This is a genomic window from Microcoleus sp. T2B6, assembly GCF_036700475.1.
Taxonomy (GTDB): Bacteria; Cyanobacteriota; Cyanobacteriia; order Cyanobacteriales; family Microcoleaceae; genus Microcoleus.
The window spans coordinates 1-26947 of record NZ_JAUBOZ010000106.1 but is presented as its reverse complement, the minus strand read 5'-3'; the positions used below and the strand labels follow the sequence as shown (position 1 = coordinate 26947).

Genomic DNA, 26947 nt, shown 5'->3' with positions numbered 1-26947 from the left:
CTGTCAAACTGTAGGGTGCGTCGCGATCGCCAATCTTCAAATACGATATAAAATCTCATAGCGACGCACCATACTTCCGGTTTCTGTCAAACTGTAGGGTGCGTCGCGATCGCCAATCTTCAAATACGATATAAAATCTCATAGCGACGCACCATACTTCGTGACACCCTACAAATATAATTCTCCGCCAATATCTTCAGGAATCAACGGTACTTCATTCGCGCCCCAATCTTCAGGATAAATCCCCTGAGCAACAAATCGATGAAAACTAGAAAATTCCCAATCCTTCGGAGACCGACACAAATTATGTTTAACTGGATTATAATGAATGTAATCGCAATGGTGAGCGTAATCATTTTCATCGCGAATGACGTGTTCCCAATATCGACGCTGCCAAAGGTTACTTTCCTTGCGTTTTTTACGAGACTGACTAATTTCTGCTTCTATTCCCAATTTATGCCCGTAATATCGGGTTACAAAATCTTTAATTAACCCCAAACGAATTGGGTACTTGCTGTCGCCATCCGGCAAAGTAAGAATCATGTGAAGGTGATCCGGCAAAAGCACGATCGCATCAATGGTAAAAGGATAGAGTTTTTGGACTCTCATTATAGATTTTCGTAGCCCTGCGCGACCAATATCGCTGGACAGCCAAGGAATCCTTTTGTATGTATTTAAAACGAAAAAGTAAGTACCTCCCGGTACAAATGCTCTACGATAATTTGACATAATCGTTAGTAGGGTGCATTACCATAGTGTCATTTTATCATTGACATAGAGTGGAGCAAGGTGCGTCGCCATCGACAATATTCAACTACGATATACAATCTCACAGCGACGCACCCTACAGTGGAGTAAGGTGCGTCGCCATCGACAATATTCAACTACGATATACAATCTCACAGCGACGCACCCTACTTCTACTTGATGCTGTAACTCGAAACGGTATTTTCCAAAAGCATAGCAACAGTCATCGGCCCGATTCCTCCCGGCACCGGCGTGATAAATTCGGCTACTTTTTTAACAGCATCAAAGTCCACATCTCCGACCAAACGACTCGTACCGTCTGGATTGACGACGCGGTTAATACCGACATCAATTACTACTGATCCGGGTTTGACCATATTAGCTGTAATCATTTCTGTGCGGCCGACTGCGGCTATTAAAATATCGGCTTGATTGGTAATCGATTCTAGGTTTTGCGATCGCGAATGAGCTACAGTAACAGTGCAGTCGGCTTCTAACAGCATCAGTGCCATTGGTTTACCTACCAAAATACTTCTGCCCAAAACAACGGCATTTTTTCCTTTTAAATCAATCTGGTATTCCTGCAATAACCGCATCACTCCGGCGGGAGTACAACTCCGCAAACCTTCTTCCCCGCGCACGAGACGGCCTAAATTTACAGGGTGAAGTCCGTCAGCATCTTTATCGGGAGCAATTTGGTACAGCAGCGAAATTGCATCTAAGTGTTCTGGTAGCGGTAATTGAACTAAAATGCCGTCTACTCGATCGTCCTCGTTGAGTGCACGAATTGCAAGTTCTAGTTCGGCTTGAGTAGCGTTTGCGGGGTAATGCTGGCCGAAGGAAGCTATGCCAACTTTAGCGCAGGCTCGCTCTTTATTGCGAACATAGGCTGCGCTAGCTGGGTTGTCCCCTACCATCAGCACCGCAAGTCCGGGAGGACGCCCCTTTTGGGGTTGTAGGGCGCGGACTCGATCGCTCAGCTCGCTTTGAATCTTTGTCGCTAAAGCTTTGCCATCTAGTATTTGAGCAGTTTTGGCATCCATTGTAGACTCTGGGTTAGGGGCTGACGATTTTAGATTTTAGCTTAATCCCCGTCAAGGACTCCACTAGAGAAATTTCTTACTTGCGATCGATTCTGGGGATTCTGTTAAAGTAAGTCGTATCTCAAATCTCAAATCAGTTGACCAATGACTACTGCAAATAAGCAAGTTTGGGTTCAAAGATTCTGTACCAGCACTTTGTCGCTAATCCTCGCCAGCGGTTTCTTCAGTTGCGGCAATTTACCCATGTCTCAACTCAATCTTGGTTTTAATGTTGCTAGCATTGGCGACGTTCAACAAAAGCGGCAAGTGGATGCTGAAGTTTATCTCCGGGGAAAGGTAGAAAATCGCGCTCCGTTTGTAGGGAATGCGGCTTATCAACTTGACGATGGTACTGGCAGTATGTGGATTTTAACCAAGCAAGAGTTGCCCCAGCTTGGCGATGAAGTGTTGCTGAAGGGAGAAGTCCGCTACAAGAGTATTACTCTGAAGGAATTGGCCGGAAAGGATTTAGGTGAAGTTTATGTTGAGGAAATGGAACAATTAAAGCGGACTCCCAGTTCAGACAAGGGGAAATAGGCATGGGTTATTTGTTATTTGTTATTTGATAATTGCTCTTGGTTCCCTCTTCCTAATTTATTTAATATCTGAGGAATACTCGATAATTAATCCGTGTATTCCTGTTAAATAACTAATGACTAATAACTACTGACTAATGAGTAATGACTAATGACTAAAATTCACGTTGCGATCGCGATTTTATACCAAGACGGCAAGTTTCTCTGTCAGTTGCGAGACGATATTCCTCATATCAGGTATCCCGGACATTGGGCTTTGTTTGGCGGACACTTGGAACCGGGAGAAACTGCCCAAGTGGCTGTATTGCGGGAATTATCAGAGGAAATTGGCTATGCTCCTGCAAGTGTTTCTTTTTTCTGTTGCGATGTCGAACAAGATGTGGTTCGCCACGTTTTTCATTCACAACTTAGTGCGGATGTCAAGGATTTAGTTTTGCTTGAGGGTTGGGATATGAAGTTGTTGACACCGGAGCAGATTCGGGCGGGAAAATGCTTTTCTGAGCAGTCAGGAGATGTGCGACCTTTTGGGATTGCTCACCAGCGTATTTTATTGAATTTTATTGACTCGATTTGAGAAAATTGGCACGCACCCTACATTGCATGGGTTTGAGCAGGGAGCAATTGCTAGGATGATATTTTCCTAGACTTGTAGGTAATACTCATGACAATTGGTGTAGACTGAAGTAGCCTGCATAAAACCATCAGTAATGATGACTTCGACTTTCTCTCACTTCTCTCAAGCTTTCGCTTGAGAGCATCTCTGTAATCCTTGCGGTTCGAGGTTGGTCAAAACCAGTGAAGAATACACCTCCAAAATTTGTGCAAAATTTGTGCAAAATACGGTGAGAGCCATAAAAGTTAGGTGGCTCTAAAATTTTTCAAGGCCCCAACTGTGGTTAGAAAACACCAAGTTTGAGTAGCGCTTTAGGGATTTTCCTTAAAGCTTTGTGGGATACCACCATGCTCTGGGACCTGTCTGATGAGTGTGCTATATTCGGATTCTCTCAGGTTGTGGGAGATTGTCGGGATTAAAAGTATCAGATACTCGTAAGGTGCGATCGGTGGTGCACCCTACATTGCAGGCAGAGCTGTTTCATTCTCTTGTAGGGGCAGCCCCCCGTGGCTGCCCCAATCTCTGAAACACGAGCAAATCGTGGATGGGGAGGGTAGGCACGGGGAGTAGGGGTAGCACTACCCCTACAAAATCATCGTTTTCCGTAGGGGCAATCCGACCCCTACTCCCCGTGGTTGTCCCGAAACAGCCCTGACATTGCAGGGGTTTTAAAAGTTAAGAGCGAGCCGCAATCATTCCCGTTTGGCGCGCGTAGTCAAACAACCCTCCGGCATCAATCACTGGCCCTACTTCTCCTAACGGCTTGAGCGAGAAAGTTCGATCGAGAGTGTGGTTGACAATTACCTCTGCTGTAAAGTCGATCGTCACTTCTTGGCCCGTTACAAACAAGTCGCAGAGCCGCTCAACTGATTCCATCGGGTACAATTCGCCAGTAGCCGAGCAATTGCGAAAGAAAATGCGCGCGTAAGACAAAGCCACCACTGCTGTGACGCCTGCAGCCCCCAGAGCGATCGGAGCGTGCTCCCGCGAAGAACCGCAGCCAAAATTTTCGCCCGCTATGATAATCGGATACCGGGTTTTCTGTTCACCGGATTCGATAAACTTACCGTAGCGATCGGGCAACCCAATCATAGCGTAACTGCCTAGTTTCTCGTACTCGTCCGGCTTCGAGGGAACCAGGGTCAGGTATTCTGCCGGGATAATTTGATCTGTATCGATGTTGTCGTCTACAACAAAAATTTGACCGCTAATTACTTTACCCATAGTTTATTTCCTGTTAGCCTCGTTCGATGCTGTGGTGATAATTTTAAGTGGATCGGTATGCAAGATTTGCATCTGTTCATTTTAACCTGGCAGTGTCAGTGATAACCTGTTTGACATCCACCCCGACCGTCGCGGACGGGGATTCCCAAACCTCACGATTTGAATTTCTGCTTCTTCGCAACTGCCTCCACCCTAAAAGAGATTTGGTCTTATGTTCGCTCCACAGACTAACCCCGCAAGAGAAAGCGGTTTTTACGTGTCGAATACCAAACGGAATTCTTCTTCGTTTTTGATTCTAGGGATGTTTACCATTGCCCTATCCTATGCATCCCGGTCTACCGATTTTGCTTCGCCGCCAGCACCTCGGGCTGAACTTCGCTCGTATAGGCTGTTTGATCCATCGTCTCGGGTGGGTCGTTGACCAATTATATTGTAAGATAAAGCCGTCCTAAAAGGACGAGGTTTCTACCCAATTTTCTGATGAGTAAAAATTAGATCCGAGACTTTGGGTTAACAATTAACAGATTGCTAAGCGTCAAGATAGTTTTATGGCAAATCCAATAGATGACATTGCTCGACAAGCTCGCGAGGGCTCGGTTGCATCGATTATTCAAATCCTTAATGACGAACTGGCACAGGTAGGGGTCAGGGCCAGGGCCGTGTTTGCCGACGGGGTGCTGCAACTGCTGTGCGAAGCTGCAACGCCCCAACTGCTCGAAGAGTCTAGTTTGGTCGATCGAGTCCGAGAAATTTTGGAACGCATTTCGCCCCACAATATTCGCCGAGTCAACATCAACAGCCGGCTTGTCCGAGAACACCAACTGCTGTGGCTAGAAGAAATTAGCCGCGATCCCGAAAATCAACTGTTGTGGTCTCAAGAAATTAAACTCCGAAAGCCGAATTTGTTCAAGCGTTTAGCTCTGAGCAACCATCACGAACGCCAAGCTGTGGCAGGCAAGCGGGCTTTGCCGAGAATGGCTATACCTCGATCGATGCAGCAACCGCGACAATTTCAGCGCGGTATCGTCGGCGGCATCAGCTTGACCGTGCTGTTGCTTGCAGCAGCGGCCGCCATCTACAAAGGACTTAATTCCCAAGTGCCAAACAGCACCCAAGCCAGCACCCAAGCAGTTGCCAGTGCCCCTCCCTCGGAGGCAAAACCTGCTTTGAAAATTTCTAAGGAGACTGTTAATTCTGCTGTTGACTCTTTTGCCCAAGCAGTGCGAGTAGCCGAACAAGCAGCCACCGAGGGCAAAACCGCTCAATCTCGCCAGGATTGGTTAGTCGTAGCTGCTAAGTGGCAGCAAGCTTCCGATTTGATGGCCGCAGTGCCTTCCAAGCATCCCCGCTACACAACGGCTCAGAACCGGACAGCACTTTACCGCCAAAATAGCGATAAAGCCCAACAGGAAGCACAAAATAAGTAAGCAGATAAATTTAACAAGAGAGTTCGCCGCGCTGCTCTAGGTGTTGTGAAAAATGAGTTGTTGAGTAAAAACTCGGAAACTCTCAGCCGGCGTTATGAGTCATAATTTGGGGATTTTGAATTTTTGCGATCGGCATTACTCGATCGGCCGATTTGTATCAAAATAAAAATTTGTTAAGATCACAAACTTAAATAGGAAACATCACAGGGTGAGGAGATGGGTGTCACTAAGCGGTCTCTAGAAAAACTTCATACTACTAATAACCGTCAATCGATTTTAGATTTTAGATTTTAGATTTTAGAGGCGACCCCACGGATAAATACGTTCGGCAAGTTTCATCGGATACAGGTTTTTTATTTTTGGACGGATGAATCCAGGGGCTTGTATCCTAGATGCGAGGGGGTCAAAATTAGCGGGAATGGGATTGATAATCATCCGGTAAAGGATGGTAAAGTTCATCCCGTACAGATCGAAGGGTAGAAAACAGGAAAATAGAACTCAGTCAGCTCTGGGTATATTTTCACATATCTAGTGACCCGCCGATCGGCTGCACAAACACAGAAAGCAGCCTCATAACCGTCAAGCCGACAGTTATGGAGAGGTTCTAGATTGGCAGCGGGAGCCGGCTCAAACATCTTAGAATAAAGGCTTGGTTGCCATGATCGATCGCCAGGGAAATCAAGACTTTACTTCGATCGACAGATCGCCGTCAGAGTCTTGCACTTTGCATTTACCGCAAATCCAAGAACCAGTATCAGTCCAAAAATTTCTGGATCGTCTTATGCAGTTCCAGGTCGATCCTGCCCTTATCGGGCGACAAATTTGCCAACTTCTCGCCACCAGCTTCGATCGAGAACTCCTGCTGCTGCAAATAGCCAATACTTTGGGGGTTGCATGGGGGGCAGATTTCTGTGTGGTTACTGCTGTGGTTGGCCAGAAAGTAGTAAATCCGAATGCTTACTGGCAAAATAGCAGCGATTTTCCCTATGTGGCTGGTGTTGCGGATTCCACGGAAACACCGGAACACCCCCAAACCACAAGATTAAAACCGCCTAGCATATCACTCGAACACCCCGCTTGGGCAAACGTCCTAGCAGACGGCGAGATAGTGGCGATATCCGACTATCTTGATATTCCGCCAACTTCATCGCCCAATTCCCCTGTGACTCCGCTGCCTTTTCGGGCAATTTTGGCAGGGCCTGCGCGATTTGGAGGGGCTGTAAATGGCATGATGATTGTTGGTAAGTCGCAACCTCACGAGTGGTCGGTAGCCGATCTGCAGCGCCTTGAAGCAGCATCAGACGCGATCGGCAGCGCGATTTCTCACCTTCAAAAAACTCAAGAAATTGCCAGCTTAAACGAACAGTTACAGCGACAAGCTAAATACAAAAATCTACTCAGGTCAGTTGCTGCATCGATCGACACCAATTCAGAAGTCGATCGAATATTGCAGCAAGTTATTGAAAATACCGTCGATACCCTGGAAGTAGATAGAGGTCAAATCCTCCTATTGAAATATACAGATCCTCTATTTACAACTTGCTCCCCCAATCAAACTCCCAAAGCGAAAGTCGAATTAGTTGGCGAATATGTTGTAAAAAAAGAGCCAAACAAACAGGCAATATCACAAAGCGCGATCGGAAAAAAAAGCTCAACACCCAAAACAAAAAACAAGGATAAAACTGCTAATTCCCAATCCCAAATCCCCAACTCAAAACCCAATAACTCTCCCGCTTTTTGGCTGTCAGAATCTAATTTGTGCCACCAAGCATTCCACAGCGCACCCAAACCCCTAGCCCTCGCTGACGCAGGCGAATTAATCGGCAAAGAACAAGAGGCAGCCACAGAAATTTTGAAACTCCAAGGCATTCGCGGCTTGCTGCTGGTTCCCCTCACGGGCGGTAGCTGCCAGGAAACAGTTTTAGGTTTCTTAGTTTTGCAGCACTCCGAGCCGCGCACTTGGAACCCGGAAGAATTAGAAGTTCTCGAATCAGTCAGCGCTCAAGTGAGCAAGATGATTATCCAAACTCAAAGGCTTAAGGAATTGCAAAGCGTAGTCTTCGACAGAACCGCTCAGTTGCAGCAAAGCCTCGACGTGCAGGGGAAGCTGTACGAACAATCTGCCAATCAGCTAGAGCAAATGCGGAAATTGAAGCTGATTAAAGACGAGTTTCTCAGCACTCTGAGTCACGAGTTGCGTACCCCTTTAACAATCATGAAGCTGGCGATTCTGATGCTCAAACAAGCTGAACAGCCGTCAGCGAATCGAACTAAGTATCTCGACATTCTAGAACAGCAGTGTTCTAAGGAAACTGCTCTGGTTAACGATTTGCTGGCCCTCAAGCAGTTTGAGCCTCAGCAATTCCCGATTTCTCTAATCAAAATCGATCTCAACCGTTTATTTCAAGATTTAGTTAGGGATTTTGAAAAACAGTGGGCGGATAAGCAATTGACTCTTAAGGTGGATTTGCCCAAGTTGACCCCTTGCTGGGAAACTGACCCGGACATTCTCAATCGGGTACTACTGGAACTACTGACGAATGCTGGAAAATACTCTGCTTCTGGAACGGCGGTAGTTTTGGAGGCGTCTGAGGCAGCCGGCTATATTGTCCTGAGCATTTCTAATTTCGGGCGCGGCATTTCTGCGGCTGATTTGCCCCACATCTTTGACAAGTTCCGCCGTGGCACTGGCATTACTGACCAAGCTATCGCCGGTACGGGTTTGGGTCTAGCTCTGGTAAAGTGTTTAGTGCAGCACTTGAATGGTACTATTGATGTGTCTAGCTGTCCGGCCGAAAGTTCAGAAGCTGACAATTTGTGGCGCACATCTTTTACTCTGACTCTGCCGCAATTTGCAGCGGAACTCTGTAATGTAGAAGAATAGTTCGGTTGAGAAGTTGCTGGGAATTGGCAGCGAACAGGCGAAACTAGAAGACTTGCCCGAAGAGGGAGATTTGGAAATGTCGTAAACGCTACCAAGTGCTCTGTTTTGAATTGTTTCTCTGGTCGCCGTCTAAATTGCCGGTTCTCGATTGCTGATTTTCCCGATGACTTATATTATGTCTGCTTATTAGCCCGTAATTAGCGCGTGTTTTTAGTGAGTGCGACAGTCCTCTATTTATGAATTAATCAGGACTTGCATTACTTACTAGGAACTTAATTATAATTGTATAGCCGGAGATGATATTAGGCAGTATAGACCAAAGAAACTGAGTTTTTTAACTGTTTCAAAGGCCTGCAACCCGTCTTTTCGTACAAGCCGGTTTCTGCGTCCTGGATTGTCCCCTAAAAATTGTCACGGTGCATGGAATTCGATCGCCAATATTATGCTCACAAAAGCTGCACCTAAAACCCTGCGTTGGCAACGTTCTAAATATTCGCCACTGGCACGGCAAATAGACATTTTTGCAGCGGCGGGAAAGTTTATGTTTTTTTTGTGGTGGGACGCACTGCTGCAAAATAATTCGCCTCAAACTAGGAGAATTCGCGCTCATTGGTTGGTCAATACTTTGCTGAATTTAGGCCCGACTTTTATTAAAATCGGGCAGTCTCTCTCGACTCGGGCGGATTTGCTGCCGCTTGAGTATGTGAAGGAACTCGAACAGTTGCAAGATCGGGTTCCTCAGTTTAGTTCCGAAGAGGCGATCGCTCTTGTAGAATCAGAGTTAGGCAAGGATATTTATGCTTTGTACCGCGATTTTGACCCGTCGCCTCTGGCGGCTGCGAGTCTGGGACAGGTGCACAAAGCAAGGCTGCACACCGGGGAAGATGTGATTGTAAAGGTGCAGCGTCCGGGTTTGGAAAGTTTATTTGATTTGGATGTGAAGGCGGTGCGCCAAGTGATGCGTTTTTGCGATCGCTATTTGCCTGGGACGCGCAAGTATGACCTGGAATCTATTTATCACGAGTTTTTTAAGATTTTATATCAAGAAATTGACTACCTGCAAGAAGGTAAAAATTCCGATCGCTTTAGCCATAATTTTCGAGAATATCCTCAGATTATTGTCCCGAAAGTCTACTGGCAATACACTACTAAAAAAGTGCTAACTCTAGAATACGCACCCGGTATTAAAGTAGACGACCGCATTAGTTTAGAGGCGATTGGAGTCGATATTGTGAAACTCAATCAACTCGGAATTTGCTGTTATTTGAAACAGTTGTTAATTGACGGTTTTTTTCAAGCTGACCCGCATCCGGGAAATTTGGCGGTGACAGAAGATGGTAGCTTAATTTTTTACGATTTTGGGATGATGGCTGAGGTGAAGTCTCTGGCTAAAGACCAAATGGTCAAGACTTTTTTTGCTGTGATGAGAAAGGATACTGACGAGGTACTCAATACTTTAATTACGATCGGCTTAGTTGAGCGGATGCCGGATATGATGCCGGTACGCAGGCTGATTGCTTTTCTGTTGGATAAGTTTATTGATAAGCCGATCGACTTTCAAGCTTTTAATGAAATTAAGAACGAACTTTACATCATGTTCGAGCAGCAACCGTTTCGCTTGCCTGCAGAAATGATGTTTATTGTCAAGTCGGTAACGACTCTCGACGGCATTGCTAGAACTCTCGACCCTGAGTACAATTTCATAGCATCCGCTCAGCCTTTTGTCAAGAGTATTGCGGTGAGCAAGGGGCGGGGAAATGCGATCGGAGAATTGGCAAGGCAAGCGCGAAGTTTTATTACATATAAGTTACGGCAGCCGAGTAAATCGCAAGTTTTTCTCAAGCGTTTGGAGCAGCGAATTGAAGAGGGCGAACTGCAAATTAGAGTGCGAAATCTAGAGAGCGAAAGAGCCTTGAAACGCATTAATTTAGCCCTGAAAACTCTAATTTTCGCTTGTTTGACTGGTTTTGTGTTTTTGTCGGGTGCAGTGCTGCTAGTGGGCGGATATCAAACGGGGGCGATCGCAGCTTTTGCGGTTTCGGGATTCGGTGGCTTGTTTCTGTTGCGATCGTTGTTAGATTTGTTGGTTAAGGAAAAGCTCGATCGAATGGTCGATCGATAAATATAGTGGGTAATTGGGAATTGCGATCGTAGTCAGGACTTTAGCCCTCATTAAAAAAACTAATGCTGACTCATCTCTCCTGCAATAGTTAGTCTGACGAGTATCCTTTCCTACTGCTATATCTTGTTAAACAGGAGAATTGGTGATTTTTTGAGCCATCAAGTTTTTAATCTCGTGAGGCTCACTCTTGATGAGAGAAAAAGGAGATCCCTTATTTTGCACCCTATATATAGGGGGCCTGCGTAAGTCCTGTCAAAGCTAAAGTCCTCTTAGATACGAATCAAGAACTCATTAGTCCTCATAGCGAGCACCTTAGCTAAAAACCCCGTGGGTTTCAACCCCTGGCGGACTTGCGGACGATCGGCTGACGTTGGTACTGCAAACTAAACTTGTTAAAATAATTTGCGACTTTAGGTAGGGGCGGATGCTCAAAGCACGAAGTTATACTCCTAACATATATTAAACGCGATCGCCCGCCCCTACAAAAAATGTACGCCCAAACATTGCTAAAACCAGACGGCCGCCCACTCACACTGTACAGTCGCTACCCAATCCCAGAAGGTATCGCGGCCGTAAGTCCCAGCAATGAACCCGTAGAGGCAAACCCGCACTTTCGCTGGCATCCTTTGCGGGGGGAATGGGTAGCATACGCCAGCCACCGTCAGGGGAGAACTTTCATGCCGCCGCCGGAATACAACCCGCTGGCTGCTACAATTAACGCTAAGTTTCCGACAGAATTGCCGCCGGGAGATTACGATGTAGCCGTGTTTGACAACCGCTTTCCCTCGATGACTTTGCAAGCAAAAAACGCACCTGCAAATATTGTCGAAACTTTGCCAGCTAAAGGCATTTGCGAAGTCGTAGTTTTTACTCAAGATCCGCAGGCTTCCTTGGCTTCTTTGGAGTTATCTCACTTGGAATTATTGTTAGAAGTATGGGCCGATCGCACTTCAGTTATTGGCCGCAATTCCGAAATTCAATACGTCTTGCCCTTTGAAAATCGCGGCGTCGAAGTCGGAGTAACTTTGCACCATCCCCACGGTCAAATTTACGCTTATCCGTTCGTGCCACCGGTGCCGGCACGGATGTTAGAATGTCAATCGGTTTACTATCAAAAAAACGGTAGCGGTTTGCTGCAAGATTTGATTCAAAAAGAGATTTCCGACAACCAGCGAATTATTTATTTAGACTCCGAGGCGATCGCCTTTGTCCCCGCTTGTGCCCGCTACCCTTACGAAGTGTGGATAGCCCCGATCGCCCCCGCTGCTACATTTGTCGATTTGACGGAAAAACAGCGCCAATCACTCGCTAAGGCCTTAAAAACAGTCACCCTCAAATACGACGGTTTGTGGCATCGCCCGTTCCCTTATTTGATGGCTTGGTTTCAAGGGCCCACAGACGGGAAACCCCATCCAGAAGCGCATTTGCACGCCCAATTTTATCCGCCCTATCGATCGAGCGAGCGATTAAAATACCTAGCAGGAACCGAACTCGCCGCCGGAATGTTTGCCAACGACGCTTTACCCGAAGAAAAAGCTAAAGAATTGCAAGCAGTATCTATCGATTTTGGATTTTAGATTTTAGATTTTAGATTTTAGAGATTGTAGATTTTAGATTTAGCCAATGTTAACTAAAATCAGTGATTTTCTTCCTTCTTCCTTCTTCCTTCCCCCCTTCTGGGGGAGCGGGGAGTTGACTTCTTCCTTCTTCGTGCTTCCTTCTTCGTTCTTCGTTCTTCCTTCTTCGTTCTTCGTTCTTCCTTCTTCGTTCTTCGTTCTTCCTTCTTCGTTCTTCGTTCTTCCTTCTTCGTTCTTCCTTCTTCGTTCTTCCTTCTTCCTTATTTCATATATGATAAACTCATTAAACCCAGAAGTTGAAAGCAAACTTGAATTCATCCGCAAAGCCTTAACCGAAACAAAAGCCATCGCCCTTCGCTTGCGAGGCACTGACTGGTTTGCATGGGCCACAGCCGGCGGTTCCCATACAGTATTGCTAACCGCAGAAACCGGAGTGGCAGAACTTTTAATCACCGCCGAAAACGCTTGGGTTCTCACCGATGAAATCGAAGCTCAACGCTTGCAAGATGAAGAATTGCCAACCAACTTTCAAATGCACATCTATCCTTGGGCTGATGTTGCACAGCGCGAAGCTTTCGTCAAAAAAATTACTGGTGGCGGTAACGTCATGAGCGATCGGCCAACTTCCCAAGAAAGGCCAATAATCGCATCTTTACAATCCCGCAAACAGACAATGATGTCAAGCGAATTAGAGCGATATCGGCGAGTCGGGCGTTTAGCCAGCGAAGCGATGACAGAGGTACTTTCCGCCGCCAAACCCACATGGACAGAATATCAGCTAGCCGGAGCCGGTGCAGAGGCTTTGTGGGCGAGAGGTTTGCATCCAGCACTTACCTTAGTTGCTGGAGAAAGGCGTTTGCCGCTGTACCGCCACGCCACAGCAACCGCCGAACAAATTGGACGACAAGCAATGTTAGTATTTTGCGCGAGGGGATGGGGTTTGTATGCAAATTTAACTAGATTTGTCTGTTTCGATTTTCTTGGGGAAAAGCATTCAGAGTTGCACCGAAAAGTCAGAGAAATTGAAGCAGCGGCGCTAAATTTTTGCCGACCGGGAGTAACGCTGAATGCGGTTTATGATACGCTTAAAACTACTTACGAAGAGCACGGATATCCTCAAGCAATTGCGGAACACCATCAAGGCGGAACTACGGGATATTTGGCGCGGGAAATTGTGGCGAATCCGGCTACTTCAGATATTTTGGCAGAAAATATGGCTGTGGCTTGGAATCCTAGTTTGTCGGGAGCAAAAATTGAGGATACGTTTTTAATTCACAGCGATGGAACGTTGGAAAATTTGACTTTTGATCCGAATTGGCCGAGTGTTGAAGTAGCGGGAAGGTTGCGCCCTGTGCCGCTGGAAATATGGAACGATCGACCTTAGTCAATCTCAAGCACTACCGAGCGATCGCAACCCGCTACGACAAACGCGCTGCAAACTTTTTAGGTGCAATTTATCTAGCAGCTTCTGTCATTTGGGTTAATTTAGGACACGCCTCAGAGGAAAAAAAGGACACTACCCTACAAAATGCATTAAATTGAGTTCGGATCGCCGTACTTAATGTTTTGTTACATACGGATGATTTTTCCCACCGACTTACTTAAGCAAAAACGCTGCTACATAAGGGTTTCCAGAACTTGTAGTTATGTAAAAGATTTTTCAACACCGAAAAAGTCTCATATCGCTTCCGGTTGCATCAAAATAATAAAATCGAGTTAACAGTTAATACTCAACCATTGAGTTTTTCCACCCCTCCTTCAACAGTCAACAGTCAACAATCATGTATGAGTGCAACCGGAATTGATATCACTCCGTATTGGTTTGGATCGCAACGATAGCAGCAGGCGACGGAAGTTCCGCTCACTCTACCCCACAGCCCTGTCTTTTAGTCTGCTGTTTCTAATTCCTCTAATTCTTGCGTAGACTGCCATCCAGCTTGCCAGAGCGATCGGTCTTTGAGCTGTGCGGCGTTCAGCCAAAAACGGACATTTGGATCGCAAGCCGCCACCATTTCTGCAAATACCCATTTACCTTCGTTTTTTCGGTTGACGACTTGAAAGTGTCGCCACCCCCAAGTTTTTTGGTGTGAAGTCCATCGGGAACCAACTAAATAAGGAAATTTTTGTTTTTTGCTCACAGTATTTTTGTGGAAAAATATATTAGAAAGCAAGTGAATTGTAATATAGCCATGCTAAATCCTTTGTGTAATTCTTGTAGGGGCAAACCCCCTGTGGTTGCCCCCATGAGGTCGGGGTAGGCAAAGAAAGGCACTATCCCTACATCTTTGTACGACTCCTGCAAAGATTGCTATAACTCGTTCTGTTTGATGATATTAATTCCCTATTAAAGCTCGTCAAATCCTCTCCCCCTCTCCCCTTCTCTAGAACATACCAGATAATATAGAGCCGCAGCAGCTTACATGAGACTTCACCTGGGAGCATCTCACCTTTGCAGCCCTCCGCTAGAAATAGGAGTTTTGAGGCAGGAGGCAGAAGGCAGGAGGCAGAAGGAAAGATGAAGAAGGAAAGAGGAAGAAGGAAGGAGCCAGAAGAAGGAAGGAGCCAGAAGAAGTATTTTTACAAATATGAGATGCTCCCCTTCACCTAAACTCTATCTGCAAGTAGATGCGTTCATTGTAACTTGCAGCAGTTTCGGATCGGGGTTCAAAAGTAAGGGCAGTTCAATGACTGCCCCTGTAATTAGTTATACCTATTGAATAGGATAATTTTTCAGGCGATCCACAAATAGCCTATTTATCCAATACCAGCTAAATCGTGAATCTCAAATCTAAAAGCAAATAACCCAGGTTATAGTTGTGCAGAATAATCCCTTCTGTGAAACTTACTCAAATCTACTTTTAGAGCAGGTTTGACGTTCACTTCCTGCTTCAACCAAGGCGGTCGGCCGCTTCTTGTCCACAGGCGTGTTTTCGAGCCCAACTTTCCCTACAAACATTTTTTCAATCTTAATCGTGTTTCATTGATCCTGTACAGCTCAATAAAAACGAACTTTTAGGTAAGATTGACTAATTTCTTTGATTCTGTCGCTACCTCTTGATTACTTCCCTGTTAAGGCTTTTGGCCGGATAAGTCCAGAGGAAGTTGGGGAAGCCGGAGGCGAACCGCATTTGTTTGCAGCCACAGAGTGATAGCGTGCTTCCGTTGCGGAGTCACGTACTCTCCGGGTCGGATCACGCCAGCACAGACGCCGATGTTTTTCATAAGGGTTTCTCGCTCCGATGAACTTGCACCCTGTAGCAACCTGACTTGGGCTTTGATAAAATCCACGTTCATAGCTGAAAGTAAAAGTAAGTAAAGAACTCAGTTAAATAGCGATGCTTTGCTTCCGATTGTAACTCTAAAACCACTTGGTATGAATCAAATTGATTCAACATCCCCATCCTGGGGATCGGGGCGTCTAGAGCTAGCCAACTTTATTTACTTTATCTGTTTTTGCTAGCAAAAGTGTCACTATGCTAGCAGTTTTGGCAGAATTCTTTATAGTTAAGAACTGTTACAAAGTTGGCTCGATTTCCACCATACGGCAGAGTTTAGTGCTAACGCTACTTTCCTGAACTCAAAAAGTTCAGCATTGTCTCCAACTCCTTGCCTTCCTAGGTTTTACACCCCCCGATTGGGAAGCGATCGCTCCGGGAACATTCCTCTTCGATCGCCCCTCTTAACACCCGGACACTGCCACATCACCCTATTGATTTAGCTCGTCCTGTAGACTTGGCTGTGGACTATAACTTTAGGCATACGTGTTGTTACCGGGGCTACAATAAGCGAGCAAGTTTTTATTCTTGTTTCTCAAGGAAATATTTTTGGGATTTTCTTGCAAAGCCCTTATTTGTGTTAATTAAGGCAGCGTTGTGAGCTCCGGGCCAACGAAGACTCGCAGCTTGCGAATCCAGATATTTTGTGCTGTGTGGCGGTGAATCTGTTTCCTGAATTCATTGAGGGCGATCGCTCGTCGGCGAGAATTGCCAGTAACGGCTCATTTTGTATAATTCATAACAGATCGGTCACTGCTAATAATTTAAAAACAGCACAAGTTTAAACAGTGTTCCATCCGTCGATCGCTCCTAATAGCCCACAAAGAGCGATAAAAAAAATTAACTCTGCATACCCGATCTTTTAAGGCGATTTTGCCTTAGCCATTTCCCTTAGATAGCAATTCGATATAGCCCAATTTGCTGACCAATAAAGTTAAAATTAACTATAAATTAAGCGCATAGTATTATTACCCAATAAACTACAAAAATTAACTTTTTCTTGACTATTAAAATTAAATAATTGCACAGTTCTTCAGCATTTAAACATATATATACCGCCAGTTTTATTGTTAAAACACCTCGTTTTTGACGGTGAAAGCGCCGAGTTAGAGAACTCTGGATGTGAATTAAAGATATTAATTAACCCGCGTTGCACAATTTGAGGATTATTGTGGGGAGTAGGGTTAGGCGTCCCGCCTGCTGTGAAAATACACGCCTTCAGGCTCATGGGCCCATCCACAAAAAACATCAAAATCATCCCAGTATTATGCAACCCCAATTAACCAGCCCATACGATATCTTTCACTCTACAAAAACGAACCTGCCAGGGGGCATAGAAAATCCCCTCCCGCCGAAGCTGGGGAGGGGAAATGGTGCAGAAAATTATTGGTTTTAAATTATCGATATGTCGGTCTCTTTTTTGCACTATCAAGAGGTATCGAGCGAGCGAACGACCTACTTCGGTCAGTCGCTAAGATAATTTCCCGGTGGCAAACCGAGAAATTATCAACTAAATCAACCTTTTTTCTGCTGGCGTTGGAGCTTCGTTTTCCAATTGGCGATATCCTTCTGAGCCGGCTGATAACTCTTAGTACCCGACGGCACCAGCGAAGCAGCTTCAACTGCCTCTTTCAGCTTTCCTTGAGAGCCGCGCAACTTAGCAATTTTGAGAATACTTTCGCTCCACTCTCCAATTAACTGTTGAGCTTCTTCATACTTCGGCTGACCGGGTTCAATTTTATTAGCTTGCTGGATGCCTTTACTGTAAGAAGAGGCAACCCCCCGCTTAATTTGACCCTTAGCAGCCGATAGCAAAGCAGCATTTACATCCTGGTCTTTGGATAGCTCCTCCCACTGAGCGATCGCCTGTTTCGACTGATTGTAAACAGGCTGATTGACATCAGGCATCAATTTAGCCGCCCCGATCGCCCCCTGGAAATCGCCCCGAGCAGCCCGCCCGTTAGCTATATCCAAAATTGTCAAACTCCAGCGCTCAATATCCTGCTGAGCCTGCGGGAAGAGCGGATCGCTAGGCGGAATCGTTCGAGCCTTAACCACTGCTTTATTAAAACTAGAAGCCGAACCATCCTTGAGGAAAGTTTTCGCCTCAGCCCACACCTGCTGGCCGGATGGTGGCTGCTTGGTTCCAGTCCCTGCTTGCACCGCCCGCGGTTGGTTCTGCGACCCCCCAGTACCAGTAAATTTTTGAGAGCCAGGGTTTTGGGCATTTCCACCAGGCGATCGAGGATCTCCTTCCTGCTGACCAATAAAAATTGATTTGTTCGTCACAAAAACACCCAACAGCAGTACCAAAGCCGTAGCTGAACTCCACAACACTAGCTGCTGCAAAAATGACTTATCCGACCCCCCGTTATGCTCATCCTGCGGCTTTTGCAAGTTCGGTCGATCGCCCCCCCGATCGGCAGGGGCCACAGCATTCGGCTGCGACACAGGCGGCATCTCAACCGGCGAATCCTCAGCATTGCGAACTGCCGGAGGCAAATCCATTCGAGCCGTAGCCGTAGCCATTTGCGGGTGATCGAACCCATCAGCCGTACCAACCGTCATATTGCCGTTGCGTCCGGCCAACGCAGCAGTTGGTACCCCTGAAGCATCCGGCAAAATCACCAAATTAGCCTTTCCCGGAGGATGCACCACCATCAAAGGTTCTTGTTTCGGACGCAAATGGTGGTCACACAGCTCCGGCACTCGATCGCTCAAAAAACGGTCTAAACCCTTAATGGTCATGCACTGTCCCGATCGTAGCCCCTCCAAAAGCGCCGTCGTAAAAAACCCCTGACGCAAAGCCGAAGTTTCCCGCGAAACTTGATTCGGGCGGCAAGAAAGCACCGTCGGGATTTCCCGTTCCCGCGCCAGCTCAACCGTTTGAGAGCCGATCTTTTCCCCCGCTTTCACAATCTGGCTGCGGTTCATATCAACCAGCACCAATACCGTTTCCGTAGGAGCGTTTTTCAGAGTATTCAACAGCAACTCTACCGGAATCCCCGTACCCTGAATGTCAGCCGGATTGCCGTCAATCGGCATCAAATAATCCTTACCTTCATAGCTGACACCGTAGCCGCTAAAAAAACACCAGAGTAAATCTCCTTGTTGCACATGTTGCGCGCAGAGGCTTTGGGTCAATCTCAGAATATTTTCCCGATTTGGATATGTAGATTGACCCCACAGCGACGGCGAGCTATCGGTCATCAGTAGACATCCATCCGGCGCAAAACCCGCCTCCTCAGTCAAAAAACCGTACAGCGCCTCTGCATCCTCTTGGGCATAACTCAAAGGCTGGAGTAACTGATATTGATTGATGCCTATTGCAATACAAGCGTGATTTTTCATCCCCATATGCCCTATATATATAGTGGACAGCTTGCACAAAACGATAACACATACTCGTTTAAGGTTATACCCACTTTCGCCAGCACTCAGAGAGCAGTTGTCCGAAGGCAGAACTCCCAACAAGCCCCCAAATTTAGCATCCTAGAATTTTTAATTTTTATATTGCAGTAAAAAATTATACCCGGTGCCTGCCTTGAGAAAAATAAAGTTAAATTGGATACACAGCCCAGTCTATTTGACTCTAATTTTCACCAAACTACACCAAAAAGGAATAACCCGCCAATGGTCTCTACCGCCAAAAAAGAAATCTCCCCTCACAGCGAATCGTTACTGAAGCAAAAGCATCCTAAAACTCATAGCCACTATAGGTTTCAGGATTTTTTTGCCTTCGATCGCCAGATGGGTACAATTGACGACTGGAATGAGTCACGCAACATTTTTACCAGCGAAGACTTCATTATCGGTTTGGTGGAGGGGCTCGAAGAAGAAGTCGGCCCCGCGTCCTCTGTCATCATGTATACTATTGGTTGCCAGTGGGGACTCCAAGATTCCGAATTTTTTCAAAAATGGTTTAGTGCCGAATACAGCCAGAACATTCGCCAGTCAAATCTCATGTTTCTGCTAGAAACTTGGTGGTGGCCTTTCACGGCTCAAGGTTGGGGTCGCTGGGAAGTAGACATGAGCGATCGCAAACACGGCTGCATCTTCATCAACCTCTTTGACTCAGCAGTTGCTCGCACATTGGGAGACGTAGGCAAACCGGTTTGCCACCTATACGCCGGTTTGTTCGCCGGTTTCTTCGGCTCTTTAGTCAAAAAGCCTCTGAGCTGCATAGAACTCCAATGTTACTCAATGGGAGAAACCTATTGCAAGTTCCTGCTTGGCAACCCAGATAAAATTGATGCAGCAGCATTCTGGCTCAACGAAGGTGCCAACGCCCGCGATATTCAAAATCGATTGCAACACGGTGAAATATTGCGGTAAACAACCTGGAAAGGCACATCCCCTGCCCTGCCTTTCCTCCCACCAATTTCGCCATGAAAGTGCGATGGTGGATTTCTCCAGGCAGGAAGAAAGATGAAAAGTCAAACTTCATGGTTGGACCAATCTGTCCAAGAATTCTTTGGTCACTATAATTGGCTGGGAAAATCTTTAGAAACCCCAAATGGCTCGACCCCCGGTCAACTTCTGAGTTTAACCCAGCCCGTAGCAGACTTTTTTCAAGCTATTTCTTGGGAAGGAATTCCGGAAGTAGGTGCCCTACCCCTACCGCCACCCTTGCCAGTAATTTCTATTTCTGAACAAGCAGAAGTCACCATTGATGACCTATTTGACCTGTTTTAATCTGTGTTCCAAATGGAAAATAAAAAATAGGGCAATCCCTCATCCATCTTCCCTCACCCATCTTTCCTCCTCCCTCAAAATCCATTAGTTAAACCCGTTAAATCCCGTACATAGCTCGTTGCCGAACTTCCTTCCTTTTATCAATTACCGATTACCACTTAATTAAAATCATGCACCCTGAGATTGAGGCGCTGCTGGATCAGGCAGAAAACCGCTTTTTAAAAGGCGAAGAACTCATGGCTTTTAAGCGTCAAGCTGTAACCCTTGTCCAGCGCTTAAAAATTTACGAATTTTTGCGAGAGAAGGAAGCAAGCATCTTCCAACCAGTAGCCAACAAACTACAAGAAACATTCCCCGACGAAAAACAAGAAACCTTAGAAAGATCGCTCAAACATTGGGTGTTAGTCTTGCGGTACTGCGCTATGGCTATGCTGCTAAACGATCAAAATTTTCTCGAACAGCGCCTTGTAGACTGGCTTTCCGGCATAGTCGAAGCCCACCAAACTCAAAAGATCGAAGCAACTGTTTGCAATCTGCTGCAAACTCGCTTAAAAGAATTGCTTTCCGAGCAAGCCCGGGCTATATTGCAACCATTTTTCGACCAAGCGCAGTCAATTATTGACCAAGGTAATAAATAATCAGCTTTCTTCCCAATTTCCAATTCCCGATTCCCAATTCCTAATTTCCGATGATTAATATTGCCGACTTACTCAAACAGCCCCGACTCCCTGGAAACTACTTTGCCAGCGATGCCTACGTCCGAGGCGACCTCGAACTCGGCCTCCTCGAAAACCGCCGGGGCGATCGGCTTTTAGCACTCCCAGAAACACTGATTCAAGCCATTTATATCGGCTTAGAACAAGAAACAGGTCAAGCCTCCCGCCTCGTGCTTTTCAACTGCGGTCGCTGGTGGGGTAAAAACTTCTACGTGCGTTTTTGCGAAGAAGTTAGCGAATACTACGGTCAGCCAGTTTCTGAAATGGAAATGGTAGAATTTCTTCAGTCCTTACAGCAGTGTTGGAAAACTCATGGATGGGGAACATTTGAATTTGACCCCAGCTATTCCGAACAGGGATTTTTAATAGTAAAAATTGCTAACTCTCTTTTTGCTAAAACAGCTCCCAAGTCTAAGCGACCGGCCTGTTTTTTAGAAGCAGGTATTTTAAGTGCGTTCTTTAGTCAGCTTACGGGTCGAGAACTTCACTGTCTGCAAACATCCTGCGAATCATTGGGATCGGACTGCAACCGCTTTATTTTAGGGCTGCGCGAGCGCCTCCAACCGGGCGAGTCTATGGTCGAAGAAGGAAAAGACCATGAAGCTATTCTCACTCAACTTTTTCAAAAAAACTGACTTATTTGACAGCTATTAGTTTGTTGCTAATAGCTGTCAAATCGATTTTTGGGCAGCCATATTATCGACCGTATCATCAAAACTGTGAGTTAAATTATAAAAAAGCTCGTGAGTTAAAAAATAAGGTTTTAGCAATTCAAATAAAACCTGATGAGAACTAGCAGCTAGAAACTTCATAACTTACTCTAGAAACTCATAAAATTTAAAAGCCATCAAAACCTCAAACATTTTGCTAGAACTTAATGGACGCCAATGAACTTCTAACTCGATATGCAGCCGGCGAAAGAGATTTTAGACTGGCCAATCTGCGCGGCATTGTGTTGAGTCCGATCGATTTATACCGTTCCAGCGATGCCCCAACTCTAATTTTGGCAAACCTCAACCAACACCAGCAACGACCCTACTTAATCGGTGCTAACCTCAGCGGGGCCGACCTCACCAAAGCCCATCTGAGCCGAGCCAATCTCAGCAAAGCTGACCTCAGTGGAGCCAATCTCACCGGCGCCAACCTCATGGCAGCCAGTCTGAGTGGAGCCAATCTGAGCGATGCCAATCTCACCGGCGCCAACCTAGCCGGATCTCATCTGAATTGGGCAAACCTGACCGGAGCAATTCTTCCCAATGCTAATCTCATAGGTGCAGATATGAGCGCCGCTAACCTCACCAAAGCCATTCTCACTGAGGCAAATCTCAGTAAAGCCTATCTGATTAAAGCCAATCTCAACGGAGCAAACTTCAAAGATGCTTACTTAAGTCTAGCGAGTCTCAAAGAGGCAGACTTGACCGAAGCACAGCTCACCGGAGCCGAATTATCCAAAGCCAACCTAGCCGGAGCCAACTTAACCCGTGCTAACCTCAGCAAAGCCAACCTGTTGAAAGCTAATCTCAGGCGAGCTAACCTCACTCAAGCCTATTTAAACGGCGCGTGCTTGAGCGGATCAGACCTTAGCGAAGCTTGCTTAGATAGAGCCAATTTGTGCAAAGCAGACCTCAGCAAAACCTACCTGAGAAACATTACTTTGAATGGCAGCCACTTAAGCGGTATTAACCTCAGCGGGGCAGATCTGGGCGGTGTAGACTTGATCCGCAAACTTTTAACTGGAATTAATATGGCAGAAGCATTGTTGAACGAAGCTAACTTGAGCGGTGCTTATCTGATGGAAGCTAACTTGAGCGGAGCAAACCTCAGCAAAGCCAACTTGAGTCTAGCCTACCTGATCAATGCCGACCTTTCTAATTCTTGCCTGCATGAAATTAACTTGACCAAAGCTAACCTGAGTAAAGCCAACTTGCAGAAAGCTGACTTGACAGGAGCCAACCTCCGGGGAGCCATTCTCACTGAGGCGGATTTGACGGGAGCGAAGTTGATTGGAGCCACTCTTCCTAACGGCACAGTTTATCGGCGTTAACTTGTCAACCCCCTTGATTATTTGCCTAGTAAAGTGCGGTTGATGTCCAGAATTGGAAAAAATAGGTTCCTTTCTTCCACTGTGAGATATTGTTTGAGAACCTTTTTCATCACATCGTAAGTCACGGTCGCACTATTTCTAACTTGAACAGCGCCTAAAATAGTTTGCAACCAAAGTAGTAGCCGATCGCGCAATCGTTCCGTATCATTAATCAACAGTGCGGCCGCCGAATGCCTCAACACCCGCACAATATCTCCACGGCACTTTTCAGTGACATCGTTACCCCCCCGCCGAAATAAACTAGGGTCTAGAGACAGCATTTGTGCTTCCACTTGCCGCATAATTTCTGTTTCAGAGGCTTGAATTTTTTTATAAGCACTCATCCGGTGATTCAAAGACTGAAAGTAGTCTTTCAAAAATTGGAGTTCTTCTGCACTGGCGTAGCGTCCGTCTGCTTCCATGCTCAAACGCGCAAGTTGGCTCAACATAGATTTTTCTCTACTACTAAAATACAAACATATCAGTTTTAAGCTTCTTTAGTCCGAACTAAATACTGTCCTACTTGAAAGCGGGTTTCATTAAGCTGTGTAACGATAGAACGAGTAATTAACTTTCCTGATTCTACAACTACTTGACCCGTAATTGGGTGTAATAAATCTTGCTGGGCGCGGCGGCCGATCAGAGCTTCGACATTTTCAATAGCATTAATGTACATCCCCGCAGGCAACTCTACAACCACACCCTCGCCCATAATTTGAGCCTGACAAGCAAGTCGCGAATTGGCTTTAGCCGTAGTAATGACTTCCAACGTCCTTTTCTCGCGGCGGTTCATGTCCGACAAGCCTTCCATGCCTTCTTTAATGTAAACATGGCAGGTAGCGCACATTCCCCGCCCCCCGCATTCCTTGAGAACATCTAAGTCTTTGGAAAGTAAGGCAGATAGGATATTCGATCGGGTTTCGACTGCTATTTCCTCCGCAATTGGATCTAGTTTAATAATTTTAACCATATTGATGTTTGCTCCTGTCAAGTTCAGTATTTAGCAAGTTACGATCAACTTATTCAAAGCGCAAATAAAGTTGGCTAACGCTCAAAAAGGTTAAGATGCCTTGACGACAGCATCGGCTTCTGGATCTCTAACCCCTATGGCATAACCGCACTTCTGTTTTGGTCATATCGCTGTTTCCTCGCCCCGATTCCCCAGATTAGCCTTGAAAAGCTAAAACCTTAGAGACTTTCTGCATGGCATTGAAAAAACTGTAATAGTCGCGATCGACTAAAATAGCAGCCACAGGTAGTTCCCGATCGGGTAGCGGCATCCGGCAAGATTGATACTGATTCCGAAGCTCAAGGATTTTAGTAGGTGCGACTGTGCGATCGCTCTCAAGGAGGCTGAGAATGAACCTGAGATAACATAGGCTGTACCTGGCGAGCGATTCAAAAATTTGAATTTTTGTCAGAATTATTTACATATTTTAATACTAGCTCAAGCTTTTTCTATAATTAGACCGATGCAACATTCTAAGTACCGCATTTTAGGGCTAGTCGGACAAGGACAATTTGGTCGAGTCTTTTGTGCCAGCGTTCGAGAAGCTCCCGCCCAGGACTACCGCCTCACCAGCCAACTGGTTGCTCTCAAAGAACTTAGTCATCAAAAAGCCCCAACTAGCGAATTCTTGCGAGAACTGTGGTTTCTGATCACCTTGCAGCACCCGAACATTGTTACCTGCCGAGCTCTAGAACACACAGCTACAGGCCGGTACTTGGTTATGGACTACTGCGAGGGAGGAACCCTCCGCAACCTGCTCAAACAAGAGCGCCCCTTGCGTCTGCTCGAAGGTTTGCAGCTCGTCATGGAAGTTTTAGCCGGCTTAGACTACGCCCACCGCCGAGGCGTAGTTCACTGCGACATCAAACCCGAAAATATCCTCCTAACTTTAGGAGCAAAAGGTTGGTCGCCCCGGCTGTCTGACTTTGGCATCGCGCGTCGGCTGCCAGAAATAGGTACCACTCGCCTCCACCAAGAAATTTCTCCCGACGCTACCGTAGGTTCCCCCGCTTACATGGCCCCTGAGCGGTTTTACGGTCTTTTTTCCCCGATGTCAGATATATATGCAGTAGGAATTCTGCTGTTTGAATTGCTAATGGGCTACCGCCCTTTCGGGGGAACCCCCGGAGACTTGAGGTGGGCGCACCTGAATCAACGCTTGCAATTTCCCGACGCCATCCCCGAACCTTTGCAAGCAATAGTCAAAAAATCTTTAGAAAAGCTGCCAGCCCGCCGTTTTGCCAGTGCTTCCCAAATGGCTCAAGCTCTGCGGCTGATCATGTACGACCCCGCTGTCAGACAATTGGGCGACTGCATTATTCCCTGGGAAAGCCCCACAACCAGTGGTGATAAAAGTCTGAAGTCGGAAACTGACTCTTTGCTAGAAGTTGAAGAGGAAAAAGCATCACAGTCGGCTATTAATTTACTTCGGACTGTGCGCTATTCGCTGTCGCAACCAAAGCCACTGATACTTCCTGCACCGTTGACCGCTTTAATTGCCACTGAAACGTATCTCTATGCTGCTGTAGGTACAGAGGTGAAGGTTTGGTCTCAGCCGGAAAAACAGCTAGTTACAGGGGAAATGTCTACTTCTATTTCATTCATGGCGGAAATTGTGCGTGGCATTTTACCGAGTTCCCACGGCTGCTGCGTTCTCACTCCGCAAAAACTTTACTGGCTCAATGAACACTCTTGGGAGCCTCAGTGTTTGCTGGATATGGGTTTGAGGCAAGGCCCAGATGCTTTAAAAGCTGCTATTGACTCTCACGGCAACTGGTTGACAGTAGCGGTTCCCGGCGAACTGCGTTTTTATTCTTTAGCGGGAAACAGCACGGCGGGCGATAGGAAAAAAGCGCTGAAGCCGATCGCTACTGTGCCGTTACCAGAACACTATTTACCAGAATTAATGTTTTTGGATCGGCGACACGTCTTAGCAGTTTGGCCTGACAACGAACCAAAAAATCCTCAAACTATTTTTAGAGTTTACACTCGCCGCGGCACGCCGGTGGGTTCTGTGCGGTTGTCTGCCAGTGTGGGACAGATGCTGTTGACACCTGAGCCTTATACTTTGCTGGGAATTCCCCAAGGTGGTAAAGCGGCGGTGCTGTTGATGAAATTGTGGCCGCTCAAGGTAGCGCGAATTCCCCTTGAAAGTTTGCCCGTGTCTGCTTGTGTGGCTAATTGGGGATGGGTGTTGGCAGATGTTGAGGGGCAGATAGAAGTGTTAAACAGTCAAGGGATTCAAGTAGGGAATTTTAGCAGCCCCGCCTCACCCCGGGCGATCGCTCCTTGGGGGAATAGAGGTTTGGTGATTGCTGTCAATACTGAGGAAGAGAGTCACTTGCACTTTTTAGATGTAGATGTTGAGGAGACCAACTCGCGCTCGCTCATCAAGGGCTGATAACTGGCGTAACTGAAGGAGTTTGGGGGTGTAATTCAGGAGAGTGTATTTGCGGGCGATCGATTCCTGGGAGTTCGATCGGGGTTAGAGTACCGTGTCGTGTCAGCTTCTGGATTTTGAATCAGAGGAATTGTTAAGGGCGATCGGCTCACTCTGAGACCCAAACGTCCATCAGTAAAGTCCAAGAAATGCAGACACCACTTAATATATAGACTCATGCACCAGCCTGCTTCCGTCATCCTCACCCCATGATGCAGGCTCACACCTTACACTCTAACTTTGCCTTACCTATACTCCAAGTAAGCCCCATCATCATGTTGAACCACTGAGTCCTTCTACCCATGCGCGGGAAATAGTCTGCCCCAAAGTCCAATCTTGCCCCAAAAAAAGACCCCATAGTTAAAAGAGGAGTCAGCCAGGGGATACCGGAGCAGGTCATAAATGCCGAAACCCTTGGTGTGTATAGGTTCAAAAAAAAATCAAAAATATTTTCACAAAACGCTTGACAACTCTGGGGAGAGTTGATACATTAATAAAGCGCCAGAAGGGAAGCGGT

Annotated in this window: 25 protein-coding genes; 15 read left to right on the top strand and 10 right to left on the bottom strand. The window is 46.4% G+C overall.

The window, feature by feature from the left end:
- Nucleotides 1-168: 168 nt before the first annotated feature.
- Together QUA00_RS30295 and folD are read right to left on the bottom strand one after the other, a co-directional pair.
- The gene (locus QUA00_RS30295) at nucleotides 169-729 is read right to left on the bottom strand and encodes an REP-associated tyrosine transposase (RefSeq protein WP_333146212.1); all 561 of its coding nucleotides are present in this window, start codon (nucleotides 727-729) and stop codon (nucleotides 169-171) included.
- Nucleotides 730-920: 191 nt separating this feature from the next.
- Complete coding sequence (gene folD / locus QUA00_RS30290) at nucleotides 921-1790, bottom strand: bifunctional methylenetetrahydrofolate dehydrogenase/methenyltetrahydrofolate cyclohydrolase FolD (protein WP_333146214.1); 870 nt, start codon at nucleotides 1788-1790, stop codon at nucleotides 921-923.
- Between the two features lie 144 nt (nucleotides 1791-1934).
- Between folD and QUA00_RS30285 the strand changes: the two genes are divergently transcribed.
- Both QUA00_RS30285 and QUA00_RS30280 read left to right on the top strand, forming a co-directional pair.
- On the top strand, nucleotides 1935-2366 hold the full coding sequence (locus tag QUA00_RS30285) for a DNA-binding protein (protein WP_333146216.1): 432 nt from the start codon (nucleotides 1935-1937) through the stop codon (nucleotides 2364-2366).
- Nucleotides 2367-2516: 150 nt separating this feature from the next.
- Nucleotides 2517-2939 (top strand): NUDIX hydrolase, encoded by a 423-nt coding sequence (locus QUA00_RS30280; RefSeq protein WP_333146218.1) that lies wholly within the window; start codon nucleotides 2517-2519, stop codon nucleotides 2937-2939.
- A gap of 714 nt (nucleotides 2940-3653) precedes the next feature.
- Here the strand turns inward: QUA00_RS30280 and QUA00_RS30275 are convergent.
- Nucleotides 3654-4202: a LeuD/DmdB family oxidoreductase small subunit gene (locus QUA00_RS30275; protein ID WP_333146220.1), complete on the bottom strand. Its 549-nt coding sequence runs from the start codon at nucleotides 4200-4202 to the stop codon at nucleotides 3654-3656.
- A 548-nt stretch (nucleotides 4203-4750) separates the two neighbouring features.
- Between QUA00_RS30275 and QUA00_RS30270 the strand changes: the two genes are divergently transcribed.
- From QUA00_RS30270 to galT, 4 genes are all read left to right on the top strand, one after another.
- On the top strand, nucleotides 4751-5629 hold the full coding sequence (locus QUA00_RS30270; RefSeq protein ID WP_333146222.1) for a hypothetical protein: 879 nt from the start codon (nucleotides 4751-4753) through the stop codon (nucleotides 5627-5629).
- A 658-nt stretch (nucleotides 5630-6287) separates the two neighbouring features.
- Nucleotides 6288-8513, top strand: a complete 2226-nt coding sequence (locus QUA00_RS30265) for an ATP-binding protein (protein ID WP_333412156.1) — start codon at nucleotides 6288-6290, stop codon at nucleotides 8511-8513.
- 442 nt (nucleotides 8514-8955) lie between these two features.
- Complete coding sequence (locus QUA00_RS30260; protein WP_333146228.1) at nucleotides 8956-10635, top strand: AarF/ABC1/UbiB kinase family protein; 1680 nt, start codon at nucleotides 8956-8958, stop codon at nucleotides 10633-10635.
- A gap of 488 nt (nucleotides 10636-11123) precedes the next feature.
- Nucleotides 11124-12212, top strand: a complete 1089-nt coding sequence (gene galT, locus QUA00_RS30255; RefSeq protein ID WP_333412155.1) for a galactose-1-phosphate uridylyltransferase — start codon at nucleotides 11124-11126, stop codon at nucleotides 12210-12212.
- A gap of 39 nt (nucleotides 12213-12251) precedes the next feature.
- Here galT and QUA00_RS30250 read toward each other — a convergent pair whose 3' ends face one another.
- Nucleotides 12252-12665, bottom strand: a complete 414-nt coding sequence (locus tag QUA00_RS30250) for a hypothetical protein (protein WP_333412154.1) — start codon at nucleotides 12663-12665, stop codon at nucleotides 12252-12254.
- Here QUA00_RS30250 and QUA00_RS30245 point away from each other — a divergent pair.
- A complete protein-coding gene (locus QUA00_RS30245) occupies nucleotides 12646-13596 on the top strand; it encodes a M24 family metallopeptidase (RefSeq protein ID WP_333412153.1) in 951 nt (316 codons plus the stop codon). The two genes, QUA00_RS30250 and QUA00_RS30245, sit on opposite strands and share 20 nt — an antisense overlap.
- Nucleotides 13578-13754: a hypothetical protein gene (locus tag QUA00_RS30240; protein WP_333146251.1), complete on the top strand. Its 177-nt coding sequence runs from the start codon at nucleotides 13578-13580 to the stop codon at nucleotides 13752-13754. The genes QUA00_RS30245 and QUA00_RS30240 overlap by 19 nt, the downstream gene beginning before the upstream one ends.
- Nucleotides 13755-14098: 344 nt before the next feature.
- Here the strand turns inward: QUA00_RS30240 and QUA00_RS30235 are convergent, their stop codons facing one another.
- A complete protein-coding gene (locus QUA00_RS30235; RefSeq protein WP_242725377.1) occupies nucleotides 14099-14350 on the bottom strand; it encodes a TIGR02450 family Trp-rich protein in 252 nt (83 codons plus the stop codon).
- 311 nt (nucleotides 14351-14661) lie between these two features.
- Between QUA00_RS30235 and QUA00_RS30230 the strand changes: the two genes are divergently transcribed.
- Complete coding sequence (locus QUA00_RS30230; RefSeq protein WP_333412152.1) at nucleotides 14662-14820, top strand: hypothetical protein; 159 nt, start codon at nucleotides 14662-14664, stop codon at nucleotides 14818-14820.
- Nucleotides 14821-15281: 461 nt separating this feature from the next.
- Here QUA00_RS30230 and QUA00_RS30225 read toward each other — a convergent pair whose 3' ends face one another.
- On the bottom strand, nucleotides 15282-15506 hold the full coding sequence (locus tag QUA00_RS30225; RefSeq protein WP_333042394.1) for a hypothetical protein: 225 nt from the start codon (nucleotides 15504-15506) through the stop codon (nucleotides 15282-15284).
- A gap of 1496 nt (nucleotides 15507-17002) precedes the next feature.
- Nucleotides 17003-18838: a caspase family protein gene (locus tag QUA00_RS30220; RefSeq protein WP_333412151.1), complete on the bottom strand. Its 1836-nt coding sequence runs from the start codon at nucleotides 18836-18838 to the stop codon at nucleotides 17003-17005.
- A 282-nt stretch (nucleotides 18839-19120) separates the two neighbouring features.
- Between QUA00_RS30220 and QUA00_RS30215 the strand changes: the two genes are divergently transcribed.
- The 5 genes from QUA00_RS30215 to QUA00_RS30195 all read left to right on the top strand — a co-directional run bounded on the left by QUA00_RS30215 (nucleotide 19121) and on the right by QUA00_RS30195 (nucleotide 22942).
- Nucleotides 19121-19822, top strand: a complete 702-nt coding sequence (locus tag QUA00_RS30215; RefSeq protein ID WP_333128737.1) for a V4R domain-containing protein — start codon at nucleotides 19121-19123, stop codon at nucleotides 19820-19822.
- Between the two features lie 93 nt (nucleotides 19823-19915).
- Nucleotides 19916-20182, top strand: a complete 267-nt coding sequence (locus QUA00_RS30210; protein WP_333042386.1) for a hypothetical protein — start codon at nucleotides 19916-19918, stop codon at nucleotides 20180-20182.
- A gap of 170 nt (nucleotides 20183-20352) precedes the next feature.
- Nucleotides 20353-20820, top strand: a complete 468-nt coding sequence (locus QUA00_RS30205) for a phycobilisome protein (protein WP_333146239.1) — start codon at nucleotides 20353-20355, stop codon at nucleotides 20818-20820.
- 50 nt (nucleotides 20821-20870) lie between these two features.
- On the top strand, nucleotides 20871-21533 hold the full coding sequence (locus QUA00_RS30200; RefSeq protein ID WP_333146241.1) for a V4R domain-containing protein: 663 nt from the start codon (nucleotides 20871-20873) through the stop codon (nucleotides 21531-21533).
- 242 nt (nucleotides 21534-21775) lie between these two features.
- A complete protein-coding gene (locus QUA00_RS30195; RefSeq protein WP_333412150.1) occupies nucleotides 21776-22942 on the top strand; it encodes a pentapeptide repeat-containing protein in 1167 nt (388 codons plus the stop codon).
- A 17-nt stretch (nucleotides 22943-22959) separates the two neighbouring features.
- Here QUA00_RS30195 and QUA00_RS30190 read toward each other — a convergent pair whose 3' ends face one another.
- Entirely contained in the window at nucleotides 22960-23430 is a 471-nt protein-coding gene (locus QUA00_RS30190; protein WP_333412149.1) for a phycobilisome protein, read from the bottom strand.
- Between the two features lie 38 nt (nucleotides 23431-23468).
- Nucleotides 23469-23951, bottom strand: a complete 483-nt coding sequence (locus QUA00_RS30185) for a 2Fe-2S iron-sulfur cluster-binding protein (RefSeq protein WP_333057691.1) — start codon at nucleotides 23949-23951, stop codon at nucleotides 23469-23471.
- Between the two features lie 502 nt (nucleotides 23952-24453).
- On the opposite strand from QUA00_RS30185, the gene QUA00_RS30180 reads away from it, so the two are divergent.
- Nucleotides 24454-26391, top strand: coding sequence for a serine/threonine-protein kinase (locus tag QUA00_RS30180; protein WP_333412148.1), 1938 nt, complete (start codon nucleotides 24454-24456; stop codon nucleotides 26389-26391).
- 35 nt (nucleotides 26392-26426) lie between these two features.
- On the opposite strand, the gene QUA00_RS30175 is transcribed toward QUA00_RS30180, so the two are convergent.
- Nucleotides 26427-26609 carry a hypothetical protein gene (locus tag QUA00_RS30175; protein WP_333412147.1) on the bottom strand — a complete coding sequence of 61 codons (183 nt, stop codon included), beginning with the start codon at nucleotides 26607-26609 and terminating at the stop codon, nucleotides 26427-26429.
- Nucleotides 26610-26947 lie beyond the last annotated feature (338 nt).

What these genes read in the sequence shown, in the direction of transcription:
- QUA00_RS30295 (WP_333146212.1), bottom strand. Translation starts at nt 729, where the DNA reads ATGTCAAATTATCGTAGAGCATTTGTACCGGGAGGTACTTACTTTTTC.
- folD (WP_333146214.1), bottom strand. Translation starts at nt 1,790, where the DNA reads ATGGATGCCAAAACTGCTCAAATACTAGATGGCAAAGCTTTAGCGACA.
- QUA00_RS30285 (WP_333146216.1), top strand. Translation starts at nt 1,935, where the DNA reads ATGACTACTGCAAATAAGCAAGTTTGGGTTCAAAGATTCTGTACCAGC.
- QUA00_RS30280 (WP_333146218.1), top strand. Translation starts at nt 2,517, where the DNA reads ATGACTAAAATTCACGTTGCGATCGCGATTTTATACCAAGACGGCAAG.
- QUA00_RS30275 (WP_333146220.1), bottom strand. Translation starts at nt 4,202, where the DNA reads ATGGGTAAAGTAATTAGCGGTCAAATTTTTGTTGTAGACGACAACATC.
- QUA00_RS30270 (WP_333146222.1), top strand. Translation starts at nt 4,751, where the DNA reads ATGGCAAATCCAATAGATGACATTGCTCGACAAGCTCGCGAGGGCTCG.
- QUA00_RS30265 (WP_333412156.1), top strand. Translation starts at nt 6,288, where the DNA reads ATGATCGATCGCCAGGGAAATCAAGACTTTACTTCGATCGACAGATCG.
- QUA00_RS30260 (WP_333146228.1), top strand. Translation starts at nt 8,956, where the DNA reads ATGCTCACAAAAGCTGCACCTAAAACCCTGCGTTGGCAACGTTCTAAA.
- galT (WP_333412155.1), top strand. Translation starts at nt 11,124, where the DNA reads ATGTACGCCCAAACATTGCTAAAACCAGACGGCCGCCCACTCACACTG.
- QUA00_RS30240 (WP_333146251.1), top strand. Translation starts at nt 13,578, where the DNA reads ATGGAACGATCGACCTTAGTCAATCTCAAGCACTACCGAGCGATCGCA.
- QUA00_RS30225 (WP_333042394.1), bottom strand. Translation starts at nt 15,506, where the DNA reads ATGAACGTGGATTTTATCAAAGCCCAAGTCAGGTTGCTACAGGGTGCA.
- QUA00_RS30220 (WP_333412151.1), bottom strand. Translation starts at nt 18,838, where the DNA reads ATGAAAAATCACGCTTGTATTGCAATAGGCATCAATCAATATCAGTTA.
- QUA00_RS30215 (WP_333128737.1), top strand. Translation starts at nt 19,121, where the DNA reads ATGGTCTCTACCGCCAAAAAAGAAATCTCCCCTCACAGCGAATCGTTA.
- QUA00_RS30210 (WP_333042386.1), top strand. Translation starts at nt 19,916, where the DNA reads ATGAAAAGTCAAACTTCATGGTTGGACCAATCTGTCCAAGAATTCTTT.
- QUA00_RS30205 (WP_333146239.1), top strand. Translation starts at nt 20,353, where the DNA reads ATGCACCCTGAGATTGAGGCGCTGCTGGATCAGGCAGAAAACCGCTTT.
- QUA00_RS30200 (WP_333146241.1), top strand. Translation starts at nt 20,871, where the DNA reads ATGATTAATATTGCCGACTTACTCAAACAGCCCCGACTCCCTGGAAAC.
- QUA00_RS30195 (WP_333412150.1), top strand. Translation starts at nt 21,776, where the DNA reads ATGGACGCCAATGAACTTCTAACTCGATATGCAGCCGGCGAAAGAGAT.
- QUA00_RS30190 (WP_333412149.1), bottom strand. Translation starts at nt 23,430, where the DNA reads ATGTTGAGCCAACTTGCGCGTTTGAGCATGGAAGCAGACGGACGCTAC.
- QUA00_RS30185 (WP_333057691.1), bottom strand. Translation starts at nt 23,951, where the DNA reads ATGGTTAAAATTATTAAACTAGATCCAATTGCGGAGGAAATAGCAGTC.
- QUA00_RS30180 (WP_333412148.1), top strand. Translation starts at nt 24,454, where the DNA reads ATGCAACATTCTAAGTACCGCATTTTAGGGCTAGTCGGACAAGGACAA.
- QUA00_RS30175 (WP_333412147.1), bottom strand. Translation starts at nt 26,609, where the DNA reads ATGAGTCTATATATTAAGTGGTGTCTGCATTTCTTGGACTTTACTGAT.